This is a genomic window from Agarivorans litoreus (assembly GCF_019649015.1).
Lineage (GTDB): Bacteria > Pseudomonadota > Gammaproteobacteria > Enterobacterales > Celerinatantimonadaceae > Agarivorans > Agarivorans litoreus.
In genome coordinates this window covers 4,152,875-4,173,874 of record NZ_BLPI01000001.1, presented here as the reverse complement: position 1 = coordinate 4,173,874, position 21,000 = coordinate 4,152,875, and the positions used below count along the sequence as shown (strand labels likewise).

The window sequence follows — 21,000 nt, the reverse complement described above, 5'->3', positions numbered from 1 at the left end:
ATTACTTATCTAGTCTGTTTTGGCTGTGTTTAGTTAACCCGCTAATTAGAGGCCAACAAGTCACGAATTTTAGCGTTAATAATGTCGATAGCGATTCGATTTTTACCACCTCTTGGAACAATCACATCAGCGTATTGCTTAGAGGGTTCTACAAATTGAAGAAACATAGGCCGAACAGTATTGTGATATTGAGACAATACCGAATCCAAAGTTCTGCCTCGTTCTTTTACGTCCCGTTGGATTCTTCTTGCTAAACAAATATCTAAAGGTGTATCTACAAAAATGCTGATATCTAACTGCTCACGAATAGCAGGATCGGTGAATAACAAAATACCCTCTAATACGATAATTTTTGTAGGTGCTACCGTCTTGGTTTCTGCCATACGGTTATTAACTTTATAACTGTATTGGGGCTGTTCAATGGACTCACCGCTTTTAAGCTGTTTTAAATGTGCTACCAATAAATCATGATCCATAGACTTAGGATGGTCATAGTTAGTTTGCTTGCGCTGCTCAGGCGTTATATGGCTTTGGTCCTTATAGTAACTATCTTCATTAATTACTGCGATGCAGCTATCACCCAGTTCGGTGCGAATATCGTTAACAATGGTTTGAGAAAATAAACTTTTACCAGAAGCTGACGCCCCAGAGATCCCAATTACTACGATATTATGATCTTGATTTTGCATAGAAATAACCTAGTTCTTTTGCCGCAATTATAGGTGCAATATACCCATTAGTCATTATGCGAATGGCGCCTAACATTATTTTTCAACTTAATTACCTATAAGTTATTCAGGCAAGCGTTAGGATACTAGGCATCACCTGCCGCTTAAGGTAATATTGGCACCCTTGAATTACCCGTTAATTGACTGAGCTAACAGTAGATCACATGACAAACGAACAACGTAAAATTCTGGTTACCAGTGCCTTACCTTATGCAAATGGCCCTATTCATTTAGGCCACTTACTCGAATACATACAAACAGATATTTGGGTTCGTTTCCAAAAGCTACGTGGTAACACGTGTACCTATGTATGTGCAGACGACGCACACGGTACACCGATCATGCTGAAAGCTCAGCAGATGGGCATGACCCCTGAAGAAATGATTAACCAGGTTCACGTTGAACATAGTGCTGACTTTAACGAGTTCCACATCGAGTTTGATAACTATCATTCTACCCATAGCCCAGAAAACCAAGCGCTATCGGAAGAGATTTACAACAAGCTTAATCAAGCGGGTCACATAAAAACTCGAACAATTTCTCAATTGTTTGACCCTGAGAAAAACATGTTTTTGCCAGATCGCTTCGTAAAAGGCACTTGCCCTAAATGTAAAAGCGAAGACCAAAACGGTGATAACTGTGACAACTGTGGCGCTACTTATAGCCCAACAGATTTACTGTCACCTAAGTCTGTAATCTCTGGTGCCGAGCCAGTTCTTAAAGACTCAGAGCATTACTTCTTTGATCTACCTGCATTTCAAAACATGCTAAAAGACTGGACAATCTCTGGTTCGCTACAAGAAGAAATGTCTAACAAGCTTAACGAGTGGTTTGAGCAAGGCCTACAGCAGTGGGACATTAGCCGTGACGCGCCCTACTTTGGTTTTAAAATTCCAAATACAGAAGACAAATACTTTTACGTATGGCTAGATGCTCCAATTGGTTACATGGGCAGCTTTAAAAACCTATGTGACAAGCGCGACGATTTAAACTTTGACGATTATTGGAACAAAGACTCTGACGCAGAGGTTTATCACTTTATCGGCAAAGACATTATCTATTTCCACAGCCTATTTTGGCCAGCCATGCTAGAAGGTGCCGGATTCCGCAAACCTAGCAGTGTGTATGCCCACGGTTATGTAACGGTAAATGGCGCCAAAATGTCTAAGTCACGCGGCACATTTATTAAGGCGCGTACTTATCTTGACCATTTAGACCCTGAGTATTTACGTTACTACTATGCTGCTAAGTTAAACAACAGAATTGACGACTTAGATCTAAATCTAGAAGATTTTGCGCAACGTGTTAACTCTGACTTAGTAGGCAAAGTGATTAACATTGCTAGCCGTACCGCTGGATTTATTAGTAAGCGCTTTAACGCCACACTGTCTCCAGTGGTAAGCAACCAAGCTTTATTAGACGAATTTGTAGCTGCTGAAGCAAACATCGCTGCCTTATATGAAGGCCGAGAGTTTGGTAAAGCGATGCGAGAAATTATGGCGTTAGCCGATAAAGCAAACCAATACATCGCAGAAGAAGCACCATGGCAGTTAGCCAAAAATGAAGAAACCTTAGAACGTGCTCACCAAGTATGTTCAATGGGAATTCATTTATTCCGTGTGTTAATCACTTACTTGAAGCCAGTACTACCAAAGCTAGCAGACAAAGTTGAGCAATTCTTAAATGTAGAACTCAAGTGGGCTGACATAAATAACACCTTGGTTAATCATGAAATACAAAGCTTCAAAGCACTAATGCAGCGCATTGATATGAAGCACGTAGAGGCAATGGTTGATGCTTCTAAAGATAACTTGGTTAGCGCTAACGCAGCCCCAAAAGAAGAGAAGCCAGCAAGCAAAACTAACAGCGAGATTGAACCGATAGCTGATACCATCAGTTTCGAAGAGTTCGCAAAAATAGATCTACGTATCGCTCGCATTGTTAAAGCAGAGCATGTAGAAAAAGCGGAAAAGCTACTTCGTCTTGAACTGGATATTGGTAGCGAAACTCGCCAAGTATTTGCAGGCATTAAGTCAGCTTACGCACCAGAAGATCTCGAAGGTAAGCTAACCGTTATGGTAGCTAACCTAGCACCTCGTAAGATGCGCTTTGGAGAATCTCAGGGAATGGTTCTTGCTGCAGGCCCTGGTGGTAAAGACCTCTGGATTTTGAGCCCTGGAGAAGGTGCTCAACCGGGCATGCGAGTAATGTAAAACATAAAAAGGCGCTAATCAGCGCCTTTTTTAATTTTAGTAAGTATTAAAACCTGAGTAGCTTAGTTGCTCTATTGGTAACATCTTTAGCGTTTTAACTTCTTGCACCGCCGCATACGGAGATGCTTGATGAAGATGAGACAACAGCTCAAGAAGCTTGTCTTCTTCTCCCTCCGCGACGACTTCAACATCTCCAGAGTCTAGATTTTTTGCATAACCTACAAGATCTAATTTAAGGGCTTTAAGCTGGGTGTGATAACGATAACCAACGCCCTGCACCTTACCCTTAACTAAAGCCTTTAAACAAAACACCAGCTGTTATCCCAGCACTGGTTTTACTTCGTTTAGACCTGTAAATTCGAAGCCGATGCTCTCAACCGGCATATTCTCTAAGGGAACGCTACAGCGATCAAGGTCTAAACAAAAATAGCGTTGCAATTGATATTGCGCGTTCAGCTGCTCTACTTCATCAAAACCAAACTGACTAAGCGTCCAGCGTAGCCGTTCATCTCTACAATTACATATAAGGCTAAGTAACGTGAACCCTTGGTTTAAAGCATAACAGCGGGCCCAATCAACCATTAGTTTAGCCAGCCCTTTTCCGGCGAAATGCCGGTTAACCGTAAGTTTGTGCATAAACAAGCTTTCACGTCTTACTTCGGCTCCTACTTCAATTGCTCCACTACGATTATTTAGAATCATGGCTGCTACAGGTTTGCCTGCAATATACCCCATGTACATTTCATCTAAACGATGATTAGCAAGCAAAGAATGTGGGGTAATTTGATGAAATTTCCAAAGCGGTTCGCCTCTGGATTCGAACCAACTTGCAGCTTCCATCAGTAATTCGCAAAACTGATAAAGCTCAATACTTGAAATAGAACGAACCACCAAATTAGGTGTCGCTTCGCTTGACATATCAACTCCCTTGATAAGCGTCTAAACTGTGACCGATGATCAGTTGTGAACAACATGTTACACAGATTACCTTTAAGTTAAAAGCATTGTTGGTGAAAATAAGCTCCTCATTTTAGCCTTACAAAGCTAGTCTTGCAGCACAAAAACTAAAATTTAACCTGTGATGCAAACTTAATCACCAACATTGTGCTAACTTGCTGACAAAACTATACAAACTTCAACGGGATTGAAGAAATTTTCGCTGCTTTATAAATTGCCAAGAATCACTGATAAACACCCATATAAATGCGATAATCTTCAGCTATATTCAAACTCATTACCCTATAGGAAGATACATGGATTGCTGTAGCCAACCAGGTCTAATGCCCATTGAACAAGCAAAGTCTTTATTACGCGATAGCGCTAGCCTAAAAACCCAAATACAGACCGTGAGTTTAGAAGATGCGCTAGGTAGAGTATTAGCAGAAGACATCGTGTCGCCTATTAATATTCCTCCCTTCGATAATAGCGCGATGGATGGTTACGCTATTTGTGCAGAACAACTACCTAACAATAAAACTCTTCCACTTAGTCACAAAGTATTTGCTGGAGATACGCAGCAACTAGCTTTAGAAGCTGGTCATTGTGTAAGAATTATGACCGGCGCACCACTGCCTCCCGGCTGTGATGCTGTAGAAATGCAAGAAAACACTGAAATTAACGCAGACAATGAACAACAGATCATATTTAAGCAGCCAATCAACAAAGGCAAAAATGTTCGCTTAAAAGGTGAAGATGTTAAACAAGGGCAAATTGTAATCCCAGCGAAGACCCGTTTAAATTCAAGCCACATAGGTTTACTTGCCACGCTGGGCATTAACGAAATATCAGTTCAAAGCCTACTAAAAGTGGCATTATTTTCTAGCGGTGACGAACTAATTCAACCTGGCAACCCACTAAAGCATGGTCAAATATACGATAGCAATCGTTTTGCCATTCGTGCCCTACTCGCAAAGTTACCTGTTGAAATAATAGATTTAGGCGTTATTGCCGATGATAAGCAGCTGGTTACTGAAGCCTTTATAAAAGCAGACCAAGTTGCTGACATAGTCATTTGCAGCGGCGGTGTATCGGTAGGCGAAGCCGATTACACTAAAATGGTTTTAGATGAAATTGGCGACATAAATTTTTGGAAACTAGCAATTAAGCCCGGTAAACCTTTTGCTTACGGCAATCTGCCAAATTCATACTTTATAGGCCTGCCTGGCAACCCGGTTTCAGCTTATGTAACGTTCTACAAACTGGCAATGCTAGTAATAGCAAAAGCGTGTGGGTGGGACTACAAAGAGCCACTCGCAATACCGGCGAAGTCTTTACAAGACTTCAAAAAATCACCGGGTAGAACAGACTATCAGCGTGGTTTTGCAAGTATCAGTGCCAATGGCCAACTAGAAGTAAAATCGACCGGTGCTCAAGGTAGTGCCATTTTCACCAGCTTAACTGAAGCTAACTGTTTCGTAGTACTTGAACAAGATAGAGGGCGTGTAAGCGCCGGTGAAATGGTGACTATAGAAATGTTTGCCGAGCCAATTCTTTAGTTAGAATTGATTATGTAACTTAACTGCTTTGTGCATTAAAAATATCTGCTCTCCCATTTTTAATGCCAAAGCCTGTTGCGCTTGCGGAGAGATAGGCACTTTAAAAGCCACACCTTCTAAACTCACTTCTACATAATAGGTACCTTCCAAAGAATTAACCGATAATACTTCGGCTTGCCACTGATTTTGAGCGCTGCAACCTTCTACAAATTGTTTCGACAACACTATGTTACTTGGTGAAATACTCACTAAATGAACACCTTCGTCCAGTACCTCTGGGCTCTCGGCTAAGATGTATTGCTGGCCCAACTTAAACCAACGCCATCCCTCATCTGCCAAACGCTCACAACGCTCTACACTTAACACTATGGCTTGTTTAGCCTTACCGTTGTATTGATTAATCAACTCAAGACTATTTCCAAGCGTAAGCGTTTGGCTGTCTTCCATTAACAGCACCTTACCGCTAAAAAACACTAAATCTTCTGGATTATGAGAAATAAGCAGGCTAGAGATGCGATGTTGCTTTAGCCACTTCTTTAATATTTTCAGTAAATTGGTAGCAGCTTTTCGATCTAAAGCTGAGAACGCTTCATCTAACAGTAATACTTTGGGTTTAGTTGCTAGCGCCCTTACCAGCGCGACTCGCTGGGCTTGTCCACCAGAAAGCTGTAGGGCATTTTTATTAAGAAGGTCTTTAACACCAAAGCTCTCAACTAAATATGCTAAATCACTGGCACTCACCCTTTGAGACAGTCTGATGTTTTTTGCCACCGTTAAGTGAGGAAATAGAAAACTTCCTTGGGTGACAAAGGCTAAGGGGCGTTGATATGAGGCTAAACAGCTATTGCTATCAAACCATACTTGCTCTAGGTATTTAATCTCTCCAATTTGAGGGTGCTCTAATCCAGCGAGTAAGCGCATTAAGCTGGTTTTACCAATTCCGGACGGCCCAAACACACCGGTAAGCAAAGGTAAAGAGAGGGCTTTTACACTTAACTCAAAATCTTCTCTTTGATAATGTAGATTAAAACTTAACACCCACACTCCCTACCCGCTTCTTAGCTCCGGTCACACCATAAGTGAGCAATAAAGCGAAAAATGAAATACCCAATAACACTAAGGCTAAACGGTGGGCAGCGGCAAAATTAAGACTCTCTACGTGATCGAATAACGCAATCGCAATCACTTGGGTTTCTCCAGGGATATTGCCCCCGATCATTAATACCACCCCAAACTCTCCTAAGGTGTGCGCAAACCCCAATACCATCGCAACAATAAAGCCACTTTTTGCCAGTGGTAACTCCACAGACAACAACTGTTTCCACCTAGGCATTCTGAGCACTTTTGCAGCATCTAATACACCAGGTTCAATTTGCTTAAAAGCACTTTGGATGGGTTGAACGACAAAAGGTAAGGAATACAAACATGAGGCAAATACCAGCCCCGAAAAGCTAAAGGCCAGTTGGCTACCGGTTATAGCCTGCCACCATTGCCCCAAAAAACTATTAGGCGCAAAACCAATCAGCAAATAGAAGCCTAAAACGGTGGGTGGAAGCACTATAGGTAAAGCAACAACCGCTTCTACAATATGTTTAAGTTTTGACTGACTGCGCGCTAACCACCAAGCTAAAGGAGTGCCTAGTAGCAATAAGATTAAGCAACTAATCGTTGCAAGTTTTACAGAAAGGATAATGGCTTGGTATTCAGCATCGCTCATATTTTGGGTAACAAATATCCATTTTCAGTGATAATAGTTTGTGCGTTCTCGCTTAACAAGTAGTTATAAAATTCAATAGCTTGAGATTCATCACTAAGCAACGCAACATGCTGAGCAACACCCTTATGTAAATCTTGCGGAACCAACCAATAAGACCCATTAAAATCAGTTTGAATTGAGCGAGCTACAAAGCCTGCAGCGACATTACCCGTAGAGATAAACTGAAATACTTGAGATACATTATTCGCTAACACTATTTTGGCATCATTGTTTTTCTGTTTAGCTAACTGCTCGGCTGCCAAACCGTATGGTGCTAGTTTTGGGTTAGCGTAGGCGTACATCTGTTCCCAGTTATCCCATAAACTGCTATCTGTTACCTTATCGCCATTTTTGTCTAAAAAGTTTGGAGCCCAAAATACCAGCTGGCCATACGCATAGGCCATTTGCTGGCGTGCTTTTCCTTCTTCTACCAGCTGTTTTGGCCGAATGTCATCAGCCGAGAAGAATAAATCGAAGGGGGCACCATGACTTATTTGGTTATACAAAATCCCGGTAGAAGCGCTAGATATTCTGTAGTTGAATTCAGTATGTTGGGATTTAAAGTCTTCCGCCAATAGTTCTAAGGTTTGTTTAAAATTGGCAGCCACGGCAATGGTAACGGGCTTGGCGAGAGCAATTGAGCTAACAAAAACAGCAACTATACAAGCTAAACGGGCTACCATTTATCTTTCGCTTTAAGATCTGACTCACGAGCATCAAGCCATACATCACCGCCTAAAGTGCGCTCTTTTTTCCAAAAGGTAGCCTTAGTTTTAAGGTAATCCATTATGAAATGGCAGGCTTCAAAGGATGCTTCCCTATGAGCACTATTTACCCCAACAAAAACGATTTGATCACTGACATCTAAATCCCCAACCCTATGAACAATACTTGCGTCTTGGATTGGCCAGCGCGTTTTTGCTTCAACGACAATTTTCTCCAGCTGCACCTCGGTCATACCCGGGTAATGCTCCAGTTGAAGCCCCTTAACCTGTTGATCTAAGTTCATATCTCTAACTAGACCAACAAAAAATACGATAGCGCCAGCACTGGTTCGTTCTCTTAAACGTTGGTATTCCTCTCCAACATCAAAATCTTCTAGCTGTACTTTAATCATCTAACCACCTGTAACAGGCGGGAAAAATGCAACTTCGTCACCGTTGTTTAGGGTTACAACTTGGCTTAGATGGTTTTGGTTAACGGCCATCAAAATCGCCTCATCATTTAAGGCCAACCATTGCTCGCCTCTAGCAAGCAGCGTCTCCTTCAAGGCATTAGTATCACTACCATCTACTAGCTCGACACTTATCGAGCTTTCACCTAACTGCTCTTTTAAACGAGCGAAAAATAGTACTTTAATTATCATCTAAACATCCTGATTATTCGGCACTAAACGAACCCGATTTTCCGCCATGCTTTTCTAGTAGCTTTACATCTTTAATAATGATGTCTTTTTGAATCGCTTTACACATATCATAAATGGTTAGCGCAGCTACGCTAGCCGCCGTTAGCGCTTCCATCTCTACGCCGGTTTGGCCTTTTAGTTTAGCGGTGCTTACTACCGTAATAATGCCTGTTTTTTCATCTAAGCTTAAATCAACAGTGACCTTACTTAACATCAAGGGATGGCATAGAGGAATCAACTCGGATGTTTTTTTAGCCGCTTGAATTCCAGCTATACGAGCACATGCAAACACATCGCCCTTATGCTGTTCTCCATTCAACAAGCTATCTACGGTTTGCTGATTGACTTGTACCAAAGCCTGCGCTTTAGCAATACGACTTGTCTCGGTCTTTTCTGAGACGTCCACCATAATTGCTTCACCAGAAGCATTAATATGAGTAAATTCACTCATTATTTTTGACCTATATGAGGCACAAAATTACAGGGTTTGTGGGTGCTATTTAATTGCTCCAACAAGATTTTCTGCCATGCAGTTTTACAAGCGTTGGTTGACCCAGGAACACAAAAGATCACTGTTTTATTGGCGAACCCACCTAATGCGCGACTTTGTACCGTAGACGTTCCAATCTCGGTATAAGAAATGTGGCGGAACAATTCTCCAAAACCTTCAATGTCTTTATCAAATAATACCCTTACTGCTTCTGGAGTATTATCTCGTGCGGTAAAACCGGTGCCTCCGGTAGAAATAACACAGTCTATTGACGGGTCAGCAATCCAGTTACTTAATATGGCTCTAATTTGATAAACATCGTCAATAACAATTTGTTTATCAGCCAGTTTGTGGCCGGCTTCTGTAAGTGCTTCGGCCAAATAACGCCCTGAAGTATCAGTATCTTCATTGCGTGTGTCGGAAACGGTTAATACCGCGATGTTTAAGAAGGTTTGCGTATCGTTGGCCAGATGGCTCATTATGATTCTCCAACTTTATCTTGTATATGTTGCCACTGCTCAGGAGTATTGGTATTTACCATTGCAGATGCTAATTCTTTTGGTATTTCAATTTCAGTGGCTTGAATAAGGTTTAAAAAAGCTTTTATTGACCTTTGCTTTGCCACTGGCAAAGACAAAACATCAGTTAAACAGGACAAGTTCTTGGCATTAGCTTCAACAATTATAGGGAAAACACTATTTGAGAAATAGTAATTGCCAGGTTCAGTTTGGTGTTGATTTATAATCACATCAAGAACTTGCTTGTTGAGTAAGGGCATATCAACAGGGATGAACAGGCAAAACCGTTGGTTAAGGGTTTGAAGGCATGAAAGTATGCCGGACAATGGTCCTTTCGATTCACTAGTATCTTCAATATGACGAAATTCTGGGTAATTGCCACTCACATAACATTCGTTATTTAATGTCTCTTCAAGCAAGCTAAGCCTAGATTTAAGTAAACTGCTCCCCTGCCACTGAAGCGCAGCTTTATCGCTTCCCATTCTCTGAGACTTGCCGCCAGCGAGAACAACTCCTGTTAACTTTACGGGGGAATTTGATTGCATTTGATTAAAAGCTTGAACGACTTAGTAGGCTAATAATGCCTACTAAGCGTTTAGATGAAAAGATTTATCGTGCTAACTTATTGGTCTTTATCCCATTTGGACAAAACCGCTAAAGAAACCACTGCTACACCAATGAAACCCATTACAAAAATGGTTGGCATAGCTGCATAACCTAAAATATGCCAAAAAACCGATTCCAAAGTACTCATGTGTTTTCCTTATTTTACTGCCAACCTTCAACACCACTCATGTCCGGTAAACGGTGAGCAATGCCTTTGTGACAATCAACACAGGTTTTCTCCCCATTAGCTAACGCTTCTGAGTGTTGGGCAACACTACGAGGACGCTGCTCGGAAAAATCCATAAATTCAAACTCGTGACAATTTCTACATTCTTGAGAATCATTTTGACTCATACGATGCCATTCGCGCTCTGCTAAGTGCTTACGTCGCGCCTCAAACTTCTCTTGGGTACTAATGGTTCCCATGGCAAAGGCAACCAACTCTTTACTTGCCTGAACCTTACGTACAATCTTGTCAGTCCAATTATGTGGAACGTGGCAATCTGAACAAATAGCACGCACACCTGAACGGTTTGAATAGTGAATAGTTTCTTGTATCTCAGCTACGATCGGCGCGTGACAACCAGAACAGAACGCTTCGGTATTAGTTGCTTCCATACCAGTGTTAAACGCACCCCAGAATAAAATACCGCCTGTAAAACCAAGCGCTAGCACAACACCCACAGCCGCCTTGCTGGGAGTACTGAGTTTGCGCCAAAATGCCTTCAATAACTTCATAATTTAGCCTCTGGTTAAACTAATGCTTAGCGTAAAGACTCTACGCGTTCGTATTCGTTTTCAATCAACGGGGCCGCTTCATTTTGAGGCACGTGGCATTGCAAACAGAAGTAACGGCGAGGAGACACATCCGCCAATACTTGCCCGTCGCGCGCTTCATAGTGAGTTACACTAATTTTAGTTGCACCACTTTCTCGGGCATTTTTCCAGCTATGACAAGATAAACACTTATTAGCGTTAAGGCTCATCTCGTAATGACGGATCTGGTGTGGGATCAACGGTGGTTGAAACACATAATCGGCATCATAGGGTTTGTCTTGTTCAACCACTGACTTTAAGCCAGCTGCTGAGTTTTGGGTATTTAGCTCGGTGTCGCCCCGCAGTGAAGCTACACCACCATTACTTACGTAGTCATTTGCGACTACGACTCCGCAAAGCAGTAAACTGCTTAATAGACCAGATAATAAAACTCGCATTTTCATAATACTCTCTCCGCCACCTTGGCAAATATTTTTAGCGAAGCATTGAAAGCGAGGGGCTTTCAATGCTTTTAATAGCGTTAAACCTTAGCTAACTTAACAGCACACTTTTTAAAGTCGGTTTCTTTAGAAAGCGGGTCTGTTGCATCTAGGGTCAATTTGTTGGTGAGCTGCTTGGCATCAAACCAAGGCATGTACACTAAACCCTTAGGTGGACGGTTACGGCCACGAGTTTCAATTCGTGATTTAACTTCACCGCGGCGTGATTGAATCATCACTTCATCACCACGTTTAAAACCACGTTGTTTTGCATCTTCTGGGTGGATAAACAATACCGCATCAGGGAAAGCGCGATATAACTCTGGTACGCGACGCGTCATGGAACCTGAGTGCCAATGTTCTAATACGCGACCAGTGCTTAACCACAGATCGTATTCTTCATCTGGAGACTCAGCCGCAGGCTCGTAAGGCGTAGCAATAATTAGTGCCTTGCCATCGGGTTTACCGTAAAAGTTAACCTCTTCACCTGCTTTTACATAAGGGTCAGAGCCTTCGCGGAAACGCCAACGTGTTTCTTCACCATTAACCACAGGCCAGCGTAATCCACGTACTTCATGGTAAGTATCAAAAGGCGCTAGATCGTGGCCGTGATCACGACCAAACTGCGCATATTCTTCAAACAAACCTTTTTGAACGTAGAAACCAAAATCTTTTGCTTCGTCATTAAGCTCTGCGTCTACTTGTTCAACAGGGAATTTATCAACTACGCCGTTGCGGAACAAAATGTCATATAAGGTTTTATCTTTATATTCAGGTTTTTTAGCTAGCAACTCTGCTGGCCATACTTCTTCAACCTTAAAGCGCTTAGAAAATTCCACCAATTGCCATAAGTCTGATCTCGCTTCGCCCGGTGCAGACACTTGCTGATGCCAGAACTGAGTGCGGCGTTCCGCATTACCGTACGCACCCTCTTTTTCTACCCACATTGCTGTTGGCAAAATTAGATCGGCTGCTTGGGCAGTAACTGTTGGGTAAGGGTCAGATACAACGATAAAGTTTTCAGGATTGCGGTAACCAGGCAAACCCTCTTCATTGATATTTGGCGCGGCTTGCATGTTGTTATTACACATAACCCAGTAAGCGTTCAGCTTGCCGTCTTTAAGCATACGGTTCTGCAACACCGCGTGGTAACCAGGCTTAGGCGGAATGGTTCCTTCTGGTAGCTTCCAAATATCTTCAGCAATTTTACGGTGTTTAGGATTGGCTACAACCATATCTGCTGGCAAGCGATGTGAGAAAGTTCCCACTTCACGGGCTGTACCACACGCTGATGGCTGACCCGTTAGCGAGAATGGGCTGTTGCCAGGCTCTGAGATTTTGCCGGTTAACAAGTGAATGTTGTACACCGAGTTATTTGCCCATACCCCACGAGTATGTTGGTTAAAGCCCATAGTCCAGTACGAAGTGACTTTAACATTTGGGTCGGCATAATCTTTCGCTAGCGCTTCCAATTTATCAGCAGGTACGCCAGAAAGCTTCGCCACCGCTTCTACATTGTAGTCTTTCAAAAATTCGCGATATTCGTCGAAACTCATATCGGTCATTTTGCCTGAATCAGGGTTAGCCGCTGCTTTTTGTAATGGATGCTCTGGACGCAGTCCGTAGCCAATATCTGTTTCACCGCGCTTAAAGTGAGTATGTTTGTTTACAAAGTCCCAATTAACTTTGTCATTCTCGATTATGTAATGCGCAATGTAGTTAAGAATTGCCAAATCGGTTTGTGGCGTAAACACCATGCCGTTATCGGCTAATTCAAAACTGCGATGTTCAAAGGTAGACAGTACGTGAACTTTAACGTGTGGTGCAGACAAGCGGCGATCGGTTAAGCGAGACCACAAAATTGGGTGCATTTCTGCCATGTTTGAGCCCCAAAGCACAAACGAATCAGCAGCTTCAAGGTCATCGTAACAGCCCATAGGCTCATCAATACCGAAGGTGCGCATAAAACCACCAACAGCCGAAGCCATACAGTGACGCGCATTAGGGTCGATGTTGTTGGTTAAAAAGCCGGCTTTATGTAGTTTAGCAGCAGCGTAACCTTCCCAAACGGTCCATTGGCCAGAGCCAAACATGCCCACTGAGGTTGGGCCCTTGTCGGCAAGTGCTTTTTTCCACTTCTCAGCCATAATGTCGAAGGCTTGATCCCAAGAAACCGGAGCAAACTCGCCATTTTTATCAAACTTGCCATCTTTCATACGCAATAAAGGCGTGGTTAAACGATCTTTACCGTACATAATTTTTGAAAGGAAGTAGCCTTTAATACAGTTAAGGCCTTTGTTTACTGGAGACTCGGGGTCACCTTGAGTGGCAACAACTTTGCCGTTCTGAGAGCCAACTAAAACACTACAGCCAGTACCACAAAAACGACAAGGAGCTTTATCCCATTTCACTTTTGTTTCTTCTGACGAAGTAATTAAGTTGGTGGCACTTGCGGGTAAACTAATACCAGCAACGGTGGCTGCGGCACTTACCGCATTCGCTTTAACAAACTGTCGGCGAGTCCATTTCATGATACTTCCTCATTAGCTGATTCAAATTGGTGAAATACTAGATTGCTGCTTAGTACTGCTTCCAACTTTCCGATGTCTTCTAGGGTGCTTACTATGTTATTGCGCGTCTGGCTTTCTATAGAAACAACGATTTTCCCCTCAGGGTTAAAACCGTGTACTTCTAGTCCTTCCAGATCGCTAATTTGATCAATGACTTCTTTAATACGGTCTGGTTGGCACAACACCACCGCACTACTAATATGGTACTCTTCGTTCATCCAACTTCCTTTATTTCAATGGCTTTGCTTGGACATACTGAAATACAAGCGCCGCAACTGTTGCAGTGCTCAGAATTAATGTGTACCTCTGCTTTTCCCGCTAGTAATGGCTTAATGCTAATGGCCCTTTGCTCGCAGGTGTCGCTACACGTTCGGCAATAAACACCGTTTTGTGCCAGACACTTAGAAGCATTAACGTCAACAGAATTAGACCAAGCAGGTTGCTGCTTCGGGTGAAACAAAGACTCGGGGCAAGACGTTGCACAGTCGTAACAAAATGTGCACTCACCTTTGGTGAAATCAACTGCTGGAAAACCGCCATTACCTTTAACAATAATCTGTTCAGGGCATGCTTTGACGCATTCTCCACATTGAGTACAGCCAGCTTCAATAGACTGTTGTAACCAAGGTAGAGAGTGATGTTGTTTACTGCGAAGCGCTTTGTTAGTACTAAACATACGACGTTTAGACAGGTCTACAGACATCAATTTTCCTTACGAAATCAGTCTTTAACATTACTGGTAAAACCACCCTAAATTTCTTGGGGTTAAGCGTAAATTTTATTAACAATCAAAAACATACCCCTTAAGAGGTGTTTTCTCAAATGATTGATTTAGATCAAGTATAGTGCGTGATTTCTATCACGCACTAAAACTTATCCGCCTATTGATGCGAGATGTGGAGTAGCGCCGGTATTACCGTCGTGGAGGAAATGACTAACTTTTTTGGTTTGTAACGCGTCTTCAATTCGCTTGCTTAATACGTCTATTTGAGCAGGGTTTTGCAGCAAATCGCGCAGCTCTACCCCCTCTTCACCAAACAAGCATAAATGTAGTTTGCCTTGTGAAGAAACGCGTAAGCGATTACAGCTAGCACAAAAATCTTTGGAATACGGCATGATAAGGCCAATTTTGCCGGCGTAATCAGGGTGCTGAAAGACTTGAGCAGGCCCAGCGTTATGAGCTCGAATTTGCTGCTCCCAACCTTCGTTGAGTAGCAGTTGTTTAAACCCCGAGCCAGCAACGTGATGTTTGTGGAAATAATCGGGCTGATCACCCATTTGCATTAACTCAATGAAACGGACTTCAACCGAGCGGTCTTTAATCCACTCTAGATATTTACGAAAATTTTGCTGGGCCACCTGCTTTATCAGCACAGCATTGAGTTTTACTGCAGTAAAGTCTTGCTCTAGTGCCGCATCAATTCCGGCCATCACTTTAGTGAAAGTTTTGGTACCGGTGATTAACTCAAACTGACGTGGATCTAAACTATCAACACTTACATTTACATGAGTAAGCCCTGCATCACGCCAGCGCTTAGCGTTATTAGCCAGCTTAAAACCGTTGGTGGTCATCGCAAGTTGCTGAATGCCTTTGGTATTTGCACACACTTCCATAATTTCGACTAAATCTTTTCTTAGGCTCGGCTCCCCACCGGTAAGTCGGATTTTATTCGTGCCTAATTTGGCAAAACATTTAGCAAGCTGGGCTATCTCAGACAAGTTGAGATTACTATGGGGCGTTTCGCAATGATAACCATCAGGTAAGCAATAGTTACATTTGAAGTTACATTCGTCGGTAAGCGACAAACGCAAATAGAAAAATTTTCGGGAAAATGAATCCGATAACATAAATCAACCTTTCCAAATGCGGGAGGCAAAGCCATTTCTGCACTCTACCCTGCTTAGTCGATGCTAAGGGTCTAAACGCCGTATCATTGTGACTTAGGTCGATTTAGACTTCGGTGATAGTTTAATGCTATGCAATAAATCTTAATTTGTTAAGTGCTTTCTTAAACGGTTACACTGACTTTGTGATATTTGTTGGATAAGCTTGTTGAATTGAAAGGACTTATTTTTGAAACGTTTTTTTGGTAAACGCTCCATAGGCACAGCGGTAATTCGCTTGTTAAGTGTGATGATGTTCCTTTTTGCCCTAGTGGCAATTGGCTCATTAACCACCTTAGTAAACAGCCTCAATGATGCAGAAGCAATCAATATAGCCGGCTCTTTGCGTATGCAAAGTTACCGAATGGCGCATGCTTTAAATGTATACGACAAAGAAGTAGAACGAAAAATTCAACAGTTTGAAACATCGTTAAACAGTAATGCGCTAACTAAAGCCGCCTTGCAAGATGATGCGATCAACCAGCGCTACCAACAAGTTAAACAACGCTGGACGCAGCTTAAACCCTTTGTTATCGAAAAGAACATTGATGCATTTGACCGTGAGATCGTTGGATTTGTCGATCTAATCGACCAATTTGTGGCAGAAACCCAATACAACTCTGAATCCAAAGTCTTCTCCCTCACCCTGCTTCAATTAATTGCCTTTGCCATCATCACATTTATCGCTGTTTATACGCTTTGGTATATTCAACGAAATATTTCCAAACCTATTTATCAATTGGTAGAAGCTGCCAAACAAGTGCAACAGGGTGATTTTAAGATATCTGTACCAACTAGCTATGCCAGTATTGAAATGGAAACCTTGGCCAAGGGAATTATGTCTATGTCGCAAGACTTAGAGCATTCTTACCAAACCCTTGAAAACCAAGTTAAAGCAAAAACCAAAGAACTACGCCGTGCCAACCGTGATTTAAATTTCTTATATAACCTAGAGCAAACTCTGTTTAACAGTACCCTAAATGAGGAGCATCTAGAACAGTCGCTAAAACTACTTTGTGAAACCTTAGGAATAGAGGCCGCTAAACTATACATCGACAAATTAGACATAGAAGTAGAGTTAGAGCACCAAAAGATGCAATTTGAAGAACCAATATCTTTGCAACTTAACCAAGAGCAATACGGCTCTTTACAGTTGCCAGCTGTTCCTAAAGATAGAGCAGCGATTGTTACCAGTTACTGCCGTACCGTGACAAAAGTTCTCCGTTTTGAACAAAGTTTGTTGCAAAAACAAAAGCTGTTATTAATGGAAGAACGCGCCACTATAGCCCGCGAGTTACACGACTCTCTAGCACAGTCTTTATCTTATTTAAAAATTCAAACTAGCCTGCTTCAGCGGCAACTTAAACAAAGCCCTTGCGATTGCCAACAAAGCTTTGAAATTAGTGAAGAAATACAATCAGTATTAAGCGCCGCCTACATCCAGTTACGAGAATTGCTATCCACCTTCAGATTAACCATTAAAAACGCCCTACTGGTTGAATCACTACAAGTGTTGGTAGACGAATTAAATACCCAGCACTCTCAAGTCATAGAGCTTGAGACCAATATATCTAACGATATGGTGGAAGCTGATAAACAAATTCATATAATACAAATTGTTCGAGAAGCGATCATAAACGCTTTAAAACATGCTGACTGTGATAAAATTTGGGTTAAGTGTGTTGGCGACTCTGAGCGAATTTCTGTTGAAGTAGCAGACAATGGCTTACAGGGCGGTAAACTAAAACAAGTTAACGACCATTACGGACTACAAATAATGCAAGAACGCGCTCAGCGGCTAGATGGAGATATTCGCTTTGAGCAATCGTTATCCGGTGGTGTTTCGGTAAAACTAACCTTTCCTAGAAAGAGTAATTAAGGATCCTGCAAGCTATGAGCGACCCAATCAACATTCTTGTTGTAGACGACCACCCGTTAATGCGCAAAGGCATTGTTCAGTTTTTAAGCATTGAACCTGAGTTTAACGTTGTTGCTGAAGCTGGCAGTGGTGCGCAAGCTGTAGAGCTTTGCAGTGAATTAGAACCCGATGTAGTGCTATTGGATTTAAACATGAAGGGGCTGTCTGGACTAGATACTCTAAAGCTGCTCCGTGAAAATAAAGTTAGCTCTACCATCATCATCCTCACCGTGTCAGATTCAAAGCAAGACGTTATTAATCTGATTAATGCAGGGGCTGATGGCTATCTGCTTAAAGATATGGAACCAGAACAACTACACGAGCAACTTAAACAAGCGGCCGCAGGCAAACAAGTTTTGAGTGAAGAGCTAGCCCCTTTTCTTAACTGTTTACACGAAACCGACGAGTTTGCTGAAAAACTGGAAACGCTCACTAAACGTGAATTACAAACTCTGAACGAAATAGCCAAAGGAGCCAGTAACCGAGAAGTAGCCTCTACGCTTAGAATTACCGAAGGTACAGTAAAGGTTCACGTGAAGAGCTTATTGCGAAAACTTAACGCCAAATCACGGGTAGAACTAACCGTGATGTATCTTGAGCATATCGCTTAATTACTATGACTAATGCTCTGCTTATAAGCGAAGCTGTTTGCCTGGTTGTGGCACTAGGCTTCGCATTAAGAGCAATGTACTTACATGCTAAGCGCCATCAAGACTGGTTAAATCCTTTAAGAATTTTTTTTAAACCCGTCAATAACCTAAACACCGACGAGTACACTCTGATTAGGCGATCAGTCTACGCGCTAGTGTTTTGCGTAGCCTTCGATGTATTCAGACACATGATATAAAAAAGCGGCTTTACGCCGCTTTTTTGATTAACGCTTTTGCTTAAATTGCTTGTTAGTGAAACGAGTGGCTGCGAAATTACTGTTTTTTGCCCCTTTATAAGCTCGGTTCCCTGCTCCACGACTTCCCCGCTTACTGTCTGCCGGCACCAAATGGTGTAAGCCACTACCAATTAACTTGGTTAGTCCCATATTGGTTAAACCTTCTCGAATAATTGGCCAATTCTTCTCATCATGGTAACGAAGCAAGGCCTTATGTAAGCGGCGTTGACGGCCTTTCTTGGCTACCGATACACGTTCACTAGTATGGCTAACCTTATGCAGCGGATTTCGCTCGGTGTGATACATAGTCGTTGCGTTAGCTAAAGGCGATGGATAGAAGTTCTGCACTTGGTCTAGTCGGAACTTGTTCTTCTTCAGCCACAATGCCAGTGTCACCATGTCTTCATCTTTAGTACCTGGATGCGCCGAGATAAAATAAGGGATCAAATACTGCTTTTTACCAGCCTCTTTCGAGTATTTATCAAACAGCTCTTTAAACTTATGGTAAGTGCCCATACCCGGCTTCATCATCTTAGATAATGGGCCTTCCTCAGTATGCTCTGGCGCAATTTTTAGATAGCCACCAACGTGGTGTAACGCCAGTTCCTTAACGTAACGAGGGTCTTCAATAGCAAGGTCGTAACGCACACCAGAAGCAATAAGAATCTTTTTGATCCCCTCCACCTTACGTGCTCTGCGATACAGGTCAATGGTTGGAGTATGGTCAGTATCCATGTGATGACAGATAGTCGGATAAACACAAGACAGGCGGCGACAAGTTTCTTCGGCCTTTGGGCTCTTACAATTTAGTCGATACATGTTGGCCGTTGGGCCACCTAAATCAGAAATAACGCCTGTAAATCCAGGCACTTGATCTCTGATCTGCTCGATCTCGTTGATGATGGAATCTTCTGAGCGGCTTTGAATAATTCGCCCTTCGTGCTCGGTAATTGAACAGAAAGTACAACCACCATAACAACCACGCATGATGTTTATTGAAAACTTAATCATGTCGTAGGCAGGTATTTTAGCCTTACCATAACTAGGGTGCGGCACACGCTGATAAGGCAAACCAAACACGCCATCCATATCTTCAGTGCTTAAGGGCAAGGCAGGAGGGTTAAGCCAAACAATTCTATCACCATGGCGCTGAGCTAATGCTCGGGCACAGCCGGGGTTAGTTTCTAAGTGAAAAATCCGAGAAGCATGAGCGTAAAGCACTTGGTTAACTTTTACTTGCTCATAAGCGGGCAAATTAATATATACATTTTCCCAAGGGCGTTTCTTTTCTAATTGCACAACAATCGGTTTAGCTTGCTCGGCTTCTTTCGGGTCAACTGTCTCAGCTTCTTTACTCGAACAGCTTTCTTCTATTTCGGCATAAGGGCTAGGAATAGGGTCAATTTTTCCAGGCTTATCTAGATGGCTTGAATCTAAGCCGCTCCAGCCTGGTAATGCTTCTTTACGAATAATCGCCGTTCCACGAACATCATTGAGCTCGCTAATTGCCTCACCTTGGCTAAGGCGATGTGCTACTTCTACCAAAGGACGCTCAGCATTCCCGTAGATAAGCAGCTCAGCTTTTGCATCAAACAGTACCGAGCGACGCACTTTATCAGACCAGTAATCATAGTGGGCAATGCGGCGTAAGCTTGCTTCTATTCCGCCAAGTACCACTGGTACATCCTTGTAGGCTTCTTTACAGCGTTGCGAGTACACAATCACCGCTCGATCGGGCCGTTTCCCCCCTTCATTATTTGGCGTATAAGCATCGTCATGGCGTAGCTTTCTGTCTGCCGTGTAACGGTTGATCATCGAATCCATGTTGCCAGCAGTTACCCCAAAAAATAAATTAGGCTTGCCAAGCTTCATAAAGGCGTCTTTGCTGGTCCACTCTGGCTGAGCAATAATCCCAACTCTAAAGCCCTTGGCTTCCAACATACGGCCAATAACTGCCATACCAAAGCTAGGATGATCAACGTAAGCGTCACCGGTCACCAAAATAATGTCACAGCTATCCCAACCTAAGGTTTTCATTTCCTTACGTGACATAGGCAAGAAAGGCGCAGCAGCACGCTGGCGATTCACGCAAGTTTCTGGTTTAAATAAAGTTGGTGCAGTTTGCATATAAATTGGTCTCGTACAATCAAGCGCGACATTATATACGTTATTTAAGTTGCTAGGAAACGGATTAACAGCGAGTTAACAATTACATGCTCTAGCTCTGTAAACTCGCTAGCTAAATGACCACAAATAACCTAAAATTTCTTTTATA

23 protein-coding genes and 1 riboswitch are annotated in these 21,000 nt (G+C 42.5%); of the genes, 4 read left to right on the top strand and 19 right to left on the bottom strand.

The window, feature by feature from the left end:
• Positions 1-41: 41 nt before the first annotated feature.
• A complete protein-coding gene (udk, locus tag K5L93_RS19195; protein ID WP_016401799.1) occupies positions 42-689 on the bottom strand; it encodes a uridine kinase in 648 nt (215 codons plus the stop codon).
• A 203-nt stretch (positions 690-892) separates the two neighbouring features.
• Between udk and metG the strand changes: the two genes are divergently transcribed.
• Complete coding sequence (gene metG / locus K5L93_RS19190) at positions 893-2,941, top strand: methionine--tRNA ligase (RefSeq protein ID WP_220721272.1); 2,049 nt, start codon at positions 893-895, stop codon at positions 2,939-2,941.
• A gap of 36 nt (positions 2,942-2,977) precedes the next feature.
• Here the strand turns inward: metG and yccX are convergent, their stop codons facing one another.
• Together yccX and K5L93_RS19180 are read right to left on the bottom strand one after the other, a co-directional pair.
• Positions 2,978-3,253, bottom strand: coding sequence for an acylphosphatase (gene yccX / locus K5L93_RS19185; protein WP_220721271.1), 276 nt, complete (start codon positions 3,251-3,253; stop codon positions 2,978-2,980).
• Between the two features lie 6 nt (positions 3,254-3,259).
• A complete protein-coding gene (locus K5L93_RS19180) occupies positions 3,260-3,859 on the bottom strand; it encodes a GNAT family N-acetyltransferase (protein ID WP_220721270.1) in 600 nt (199 codons plus the stop codon).
• A gap of 335 nt (positions 3,860-4,194) precedes the next feature.
• Here K5L93_RS19180 and moeA point away from each other — a divergent pair, with 335 nt between their 5' ends.
• Positions 4,195-5,436, top strand: a complete 1,242-nt coding sequence (gene moeA, locus K5L93_RS19175; RefSeq protein ID WP_220721269.1) for a molybdopterin molybdotransferase MoeA — start codon at positions 4,195-4,197, stop codon at positions 5,434-5,436.
• Here the strand turns inward: moeA and K5L93_RS19170 are convergent, their stop codons facing one another.
• The 15 genes from K5L93_RS19170 to moaA form a co-directional block, all read right to left on the bottom strand.
• Positions 5,437-6,474, bottom strand: coding sequence for an ATP-binding cassette domain-containing protein (locus tag K5L93_RS19170; protein ID WP_220721268.1), 1,038 nt, complete (start codon positions 6,472-6,474; stop codon positions 5,437-5,439). It abuts the gene before it with no gap.
• Positions 6,461-7,153, bottom strand: a complete 693-nt coding sequence (gene modB / locus K5L93_RS19165) for a molybdate ABC transporter permease subunit (RefSeq protein WP_220721267.1) — start codon at positions 7,151-7,153, stop codon at positions 6,461-6,463. Before modB ends, K5L93_RS19170 begins: the two co-directional genes overlap by 14 nt.
• Positions 7,150-7,875, bottom strand: coding sequence for a molybdate ABC transporter substrate-binding protein (modA, locus tag K5L93_RS19160; RefSeq protein ID WP_220721266.1), 726 nt, complete (start codon positions 7,873-7,875; stop codon positions 7,150-7,152). Before modA ends, modB begins: the two co-directional genes overlap by 4 nt.
• Positions 7,869-8,309 carry a molybdopterin synthase catalytic subunit MoaE gene (moaE, locus tag K5L93_RS19155; protein WP_220721265.1) on the bottom strand — a complete coding sequence of 147 codons (441 nt, stop codon included), beginning with the start codon at positions 8,307-8,309 and terminating at the stop codon, positions 7,869-7,871. Before moaE ends, modA begins: the two co-directional genes overlap by 7 nt.
• Positions 8,310-8,558 (bottom strand): molybdopterin converting factor subunit 1, encoded by a 249-nt coding sequence (gene moaD / locus K5L93_RS19150; protein ID WP_246615097.1) that lies wholly within the window; start codon positions 8,556-8,558, stop codon positions 8,310-8,312.
• 13 nt (positions 8,559-8,571) lie between these two features.
• A complete protein-coding gene (gene moaC, locus K5L93_RS19145; RefSeq protein ID WP_220721560.1) occupies positions 8,572-9,051 on the bottom strand; it encodes a cyclic pyranopterin monophosphate synthase MoaC in 480 nt (159 codons plus the stop codon).
• The gene (moaB, locus tag K5L93_RS19140; protein ID WP_220721264.1) at positions 9,048-9,566 is read right to left on the bottom strand and encodes a molybdenum cofactor biosynthesis protein B; all 519 of its coding nucleotides are present in this window, start codon (positions 9,564-9,566) and stop codon (positions 9,048-9,050) included. The genes moaC and moaB overlap by 4 nt, the downstream gene beginning before the upstream one ends.
• A complete protein-coding gene (mobA, locus tag K5L93_RS19135) occupies positions 9,566-10,150 on the bottom strand; it encodes a molybdenum cofactor guanylyltransferase (protein WP_220721263.1) in 585 nt (194 codons plus the stop codon). The genes moaB and mobA overlap by 1 nt, the downstream gene beginning before the upstream one ends.
• Before the next feature lie 77 nt (positions 10,151-10,227).
• Complete coding sequence (locus K5L93_RS19130; RefSeq protein WP_220721262.1) at positions 10,228-10,359, bottom strand: TIGR02808 family protein; 132 nt, start codon at positions 10,357-10,359, stop codon at positions 10,228-10,230.
• A 14-nt stretch (positions 10,360-10,373) separates the two neighbouring features.
• A complete protein-coding gene (locus K5L93_RS19125) occupies positions 10,374-10,949 on the bottom strand; it encodes a NapC/NirT family cytochrome c (protein ID WP_220721261.1) in 576 nt (191 codons plus the stop codon).
• Positions 10,950-10,975: 26 nt separating this feature from the next.
• Positions 10,976-11,425 (bottom strand): nitrate reductase cytochrome c-type subunit, encoded by a 450-nt coding sequence (locus K5L93_RS19120; protein ID WP_040307189.1) that lies wholly within the window; start codon positions 11,423-11,425, stop codon positions 10,976-10,978.
• Between the two features lie 83 nt (positions 11,426-11,508).
• Positions 11,509-13,998 (bottom strand): periplasmic nitrate reductase subunit alpha, encoded by a 2,490-nt coding sequence (gene napA, locus K5L93_RS19115; protein ID WP_220721260.1) that lies wholly within the window; start codon positions 13,996-13,998, stop codon positions 11,509-11,511.
• The gene (locus K5L93_RS19110) at positions 13,995-14,255 is read right to left on the bottom strand and encodes a chaperone NapD (RefSeq protein WP_220721259.1); all 261 of its coding nucleotides are present in this window, start codon (positions 14,253-14,255) and stop codon (positions 13,995-13,997) included. The genes napA and K5L93_RS19110 overlap by 4 nt, the downstream gene beginning before the upstream one ends.
• Positions 14,252-14,740 carry a ferredoxin-type protein NapF gene (napF, locus tag K5L93_RS19105; protein ID WP_220721258.1) on the bottom strand — a complete coding sequence of 163 codons (489 nt, stop codon included), beginning with the start codon at positions 14,738-14,740 and terminating at the stop codon, positions 14,252-14,254. The genes K5L93_RS19110 and napF overlap by 4 nt, the downstream gene beginning before the upstream one ends.
• A gap of 170 nt (positions 14,741-14,910) precedes the next feature.
• Entirely contained in the window at positions 14,911-15,885 is a 975-nt protein-coding gene (gene moaA, locus K5L93_RS19100; protein WP_220721257.1) for a GTP 3',8-cyclase MoaA, read from the bottom strand.
• Positions 15,875-16,013, bottom strand: a riboswitch (molybdenum cofactor riboswitch). It overlaps the preceding gene by 11 nt.
• A gap of 98 nt (positions 16,014-16,111) precedes the next feature.
• Here moaA and K5L93_RS19095 point away from each other — a divergent pair.
• Both K5L93_RS19095 and narL read left to right on the top strand, forming a co-directional pair.
• Positions 16,112-17,800, top strand: coding sequence for a type IV pili methyl-accepting chemotaxis transducer N-terminal domain-containing protein (locus K5L93_RS19095; RefSeq protein WP_220721256.1), 1,689 nt, complete (start codon positions 16,112-16,114; stop codon positions 17,798-17,800).
• Positions 17,801-17,814: 14 nt separating this feature from the next.
• Entirely contained in the window at positions 17,815-18,450 is a 636-nt protein-coding gene (gene narL, locus K5L93_RS19090) for a two-component system response regulator NarL (protein WP_220721255.1), read from the top strand.
• Positions 18,451-18,713: 263 nt separating this feature from the next.
• Here the strand turns inward: narL and K5L93_RS19085 are convergent, their stop codons facing one another.
• Entirely contained in the window at positions 18,714-20,852 is a 2,139-nt protein-coding gene (locus K5L93_RS19085; RefSeq protein ID WP_220721254.1) for a YgiQ family radical SAM protein, read from the bottom strand.
• Between the last annotated feature and the right edge of the window lie 148 nt (positions 20,853-21,000).

Coding starts and splice junctions, on each gene's coding strand:
- mobA (WP_220721263.1), bottom strand. CDS start 10,150: ATGCAATCAAATTCCCCCGTAAAGTTAACAGGAGTTGTTCTCGCTGGC.
- modB (WP_220721267.1), bottom strand. CDS start 7,153: ATGAGCGATGCTGAATACCAAGCCATTATCCTTTCTGTAAAACTTGCA.
- moeA (WP_220721269.1), top strand. CDS start 4,195: ATGGATTGCTGTAGCCAACCAGGTCTAATGCCCATTGAACAAGCAAAG.
- K5L93_RS19120 (WP_040307189.1), bottom strand. CDS start 11,425: ATGCGAGTTTTATTATCTGGTCTATTAAGCAGTTTACTGCTTTGCGGA.
- moaE (WP_220721265.1), bottom strand. CDS start 8,309: ATGATTAAAGTACAGCTAGAAGATTTTGATGTTGGAGAGGAATACCAA.
- metG (WP_220721272.1), top strand. CDS start 893: ATGACAAACGAACAACGTAAAATTCTGGTTACCAGTGCCTTACCTTAT.
- napA (WP_220721260.1), bottom strand. CDS start 13,998: ATGAAATGGACTCGCCGACAGTTTGTTAAAGCGAATGCGGTAAGTGCC.
- moaA (WP_220721257.1), bottom strand. CDS start 15,885: ATGTTATCGGATTCATTTTCCCGAAAATTTTTCTATTTGCGTTTGTCG.
- modA (WP_220721266.1), bottom strand. CDS start 7,875: ATGGTAGCCCGTTTAGCTTGTATAGTTGCTGTTTTTGTTAGCTCAATT.
- napF (WP_220721258.1), bottom strand. CDS start 14,740: ATGTCTGTAGACCTGTCTAAACGTCGTATGTTTAGTACTAACAAAGCG.
- K5L93_RS19130 (WP_220721262.1), bottom strand. CDS start 10,359: ATGAGTACTTTGGAATCGGTTTTTTGGCATATTTTAGGTTATGCAGCT.
- K5L93_RS19125 (WP_220721261.1), bottom strand. CDS start 10,949: ATGAAGTTATTGAAGGCATTTTGGCGCAAACTCAGTACTCCCAGCAAG.
- moaD (WP_246615097.1), bottom strand. CDS start 8,558: ATGATAATTAAAGTACTATTTTTCGCTCGTTTAAAAGAGCAGTTAGGT.
- moaB (WP_220721264.1), bottom strand. CDS start 9,566: ATGAGCCATCTGGCCAACGATACGCAAACCTTCTTAAACATCGCGGTA.
- K5L93_RS19180 (WP_220721270.1), bottom strand. CDS start 3,859: ATGTCAAGCGAAGCGACACCTAATTTGGTGGTTCGTTCTATTTCAAGT.
- udk (WP_016401799.1), bottom strand. CDS start 689: ATGCAAAATCAAGATCATAATATCGTAGTAATTGGGATCTCTGGGGCG.
- K5L93_RS19085 (WP_220721254.1), bottom strand. CDS start 20,852: ATGCAAACTGCACCAACTTTATTTAAACCAGAAACTTGCGTGAATCGC.
- narL (WP_220721255.1), top strand. CDS start 17,815: ATGAGCGACCCAATCAACATTCTTGTTGTAGACGACCACCCGTTAATG.
- K5L93_RS19110 (WP_220721259.1), bottom strand. CDS start 14,255: ATGAACGAAGAGTACCATATTAGTAGTGCGGTGGTGTTGTGCCAACCA.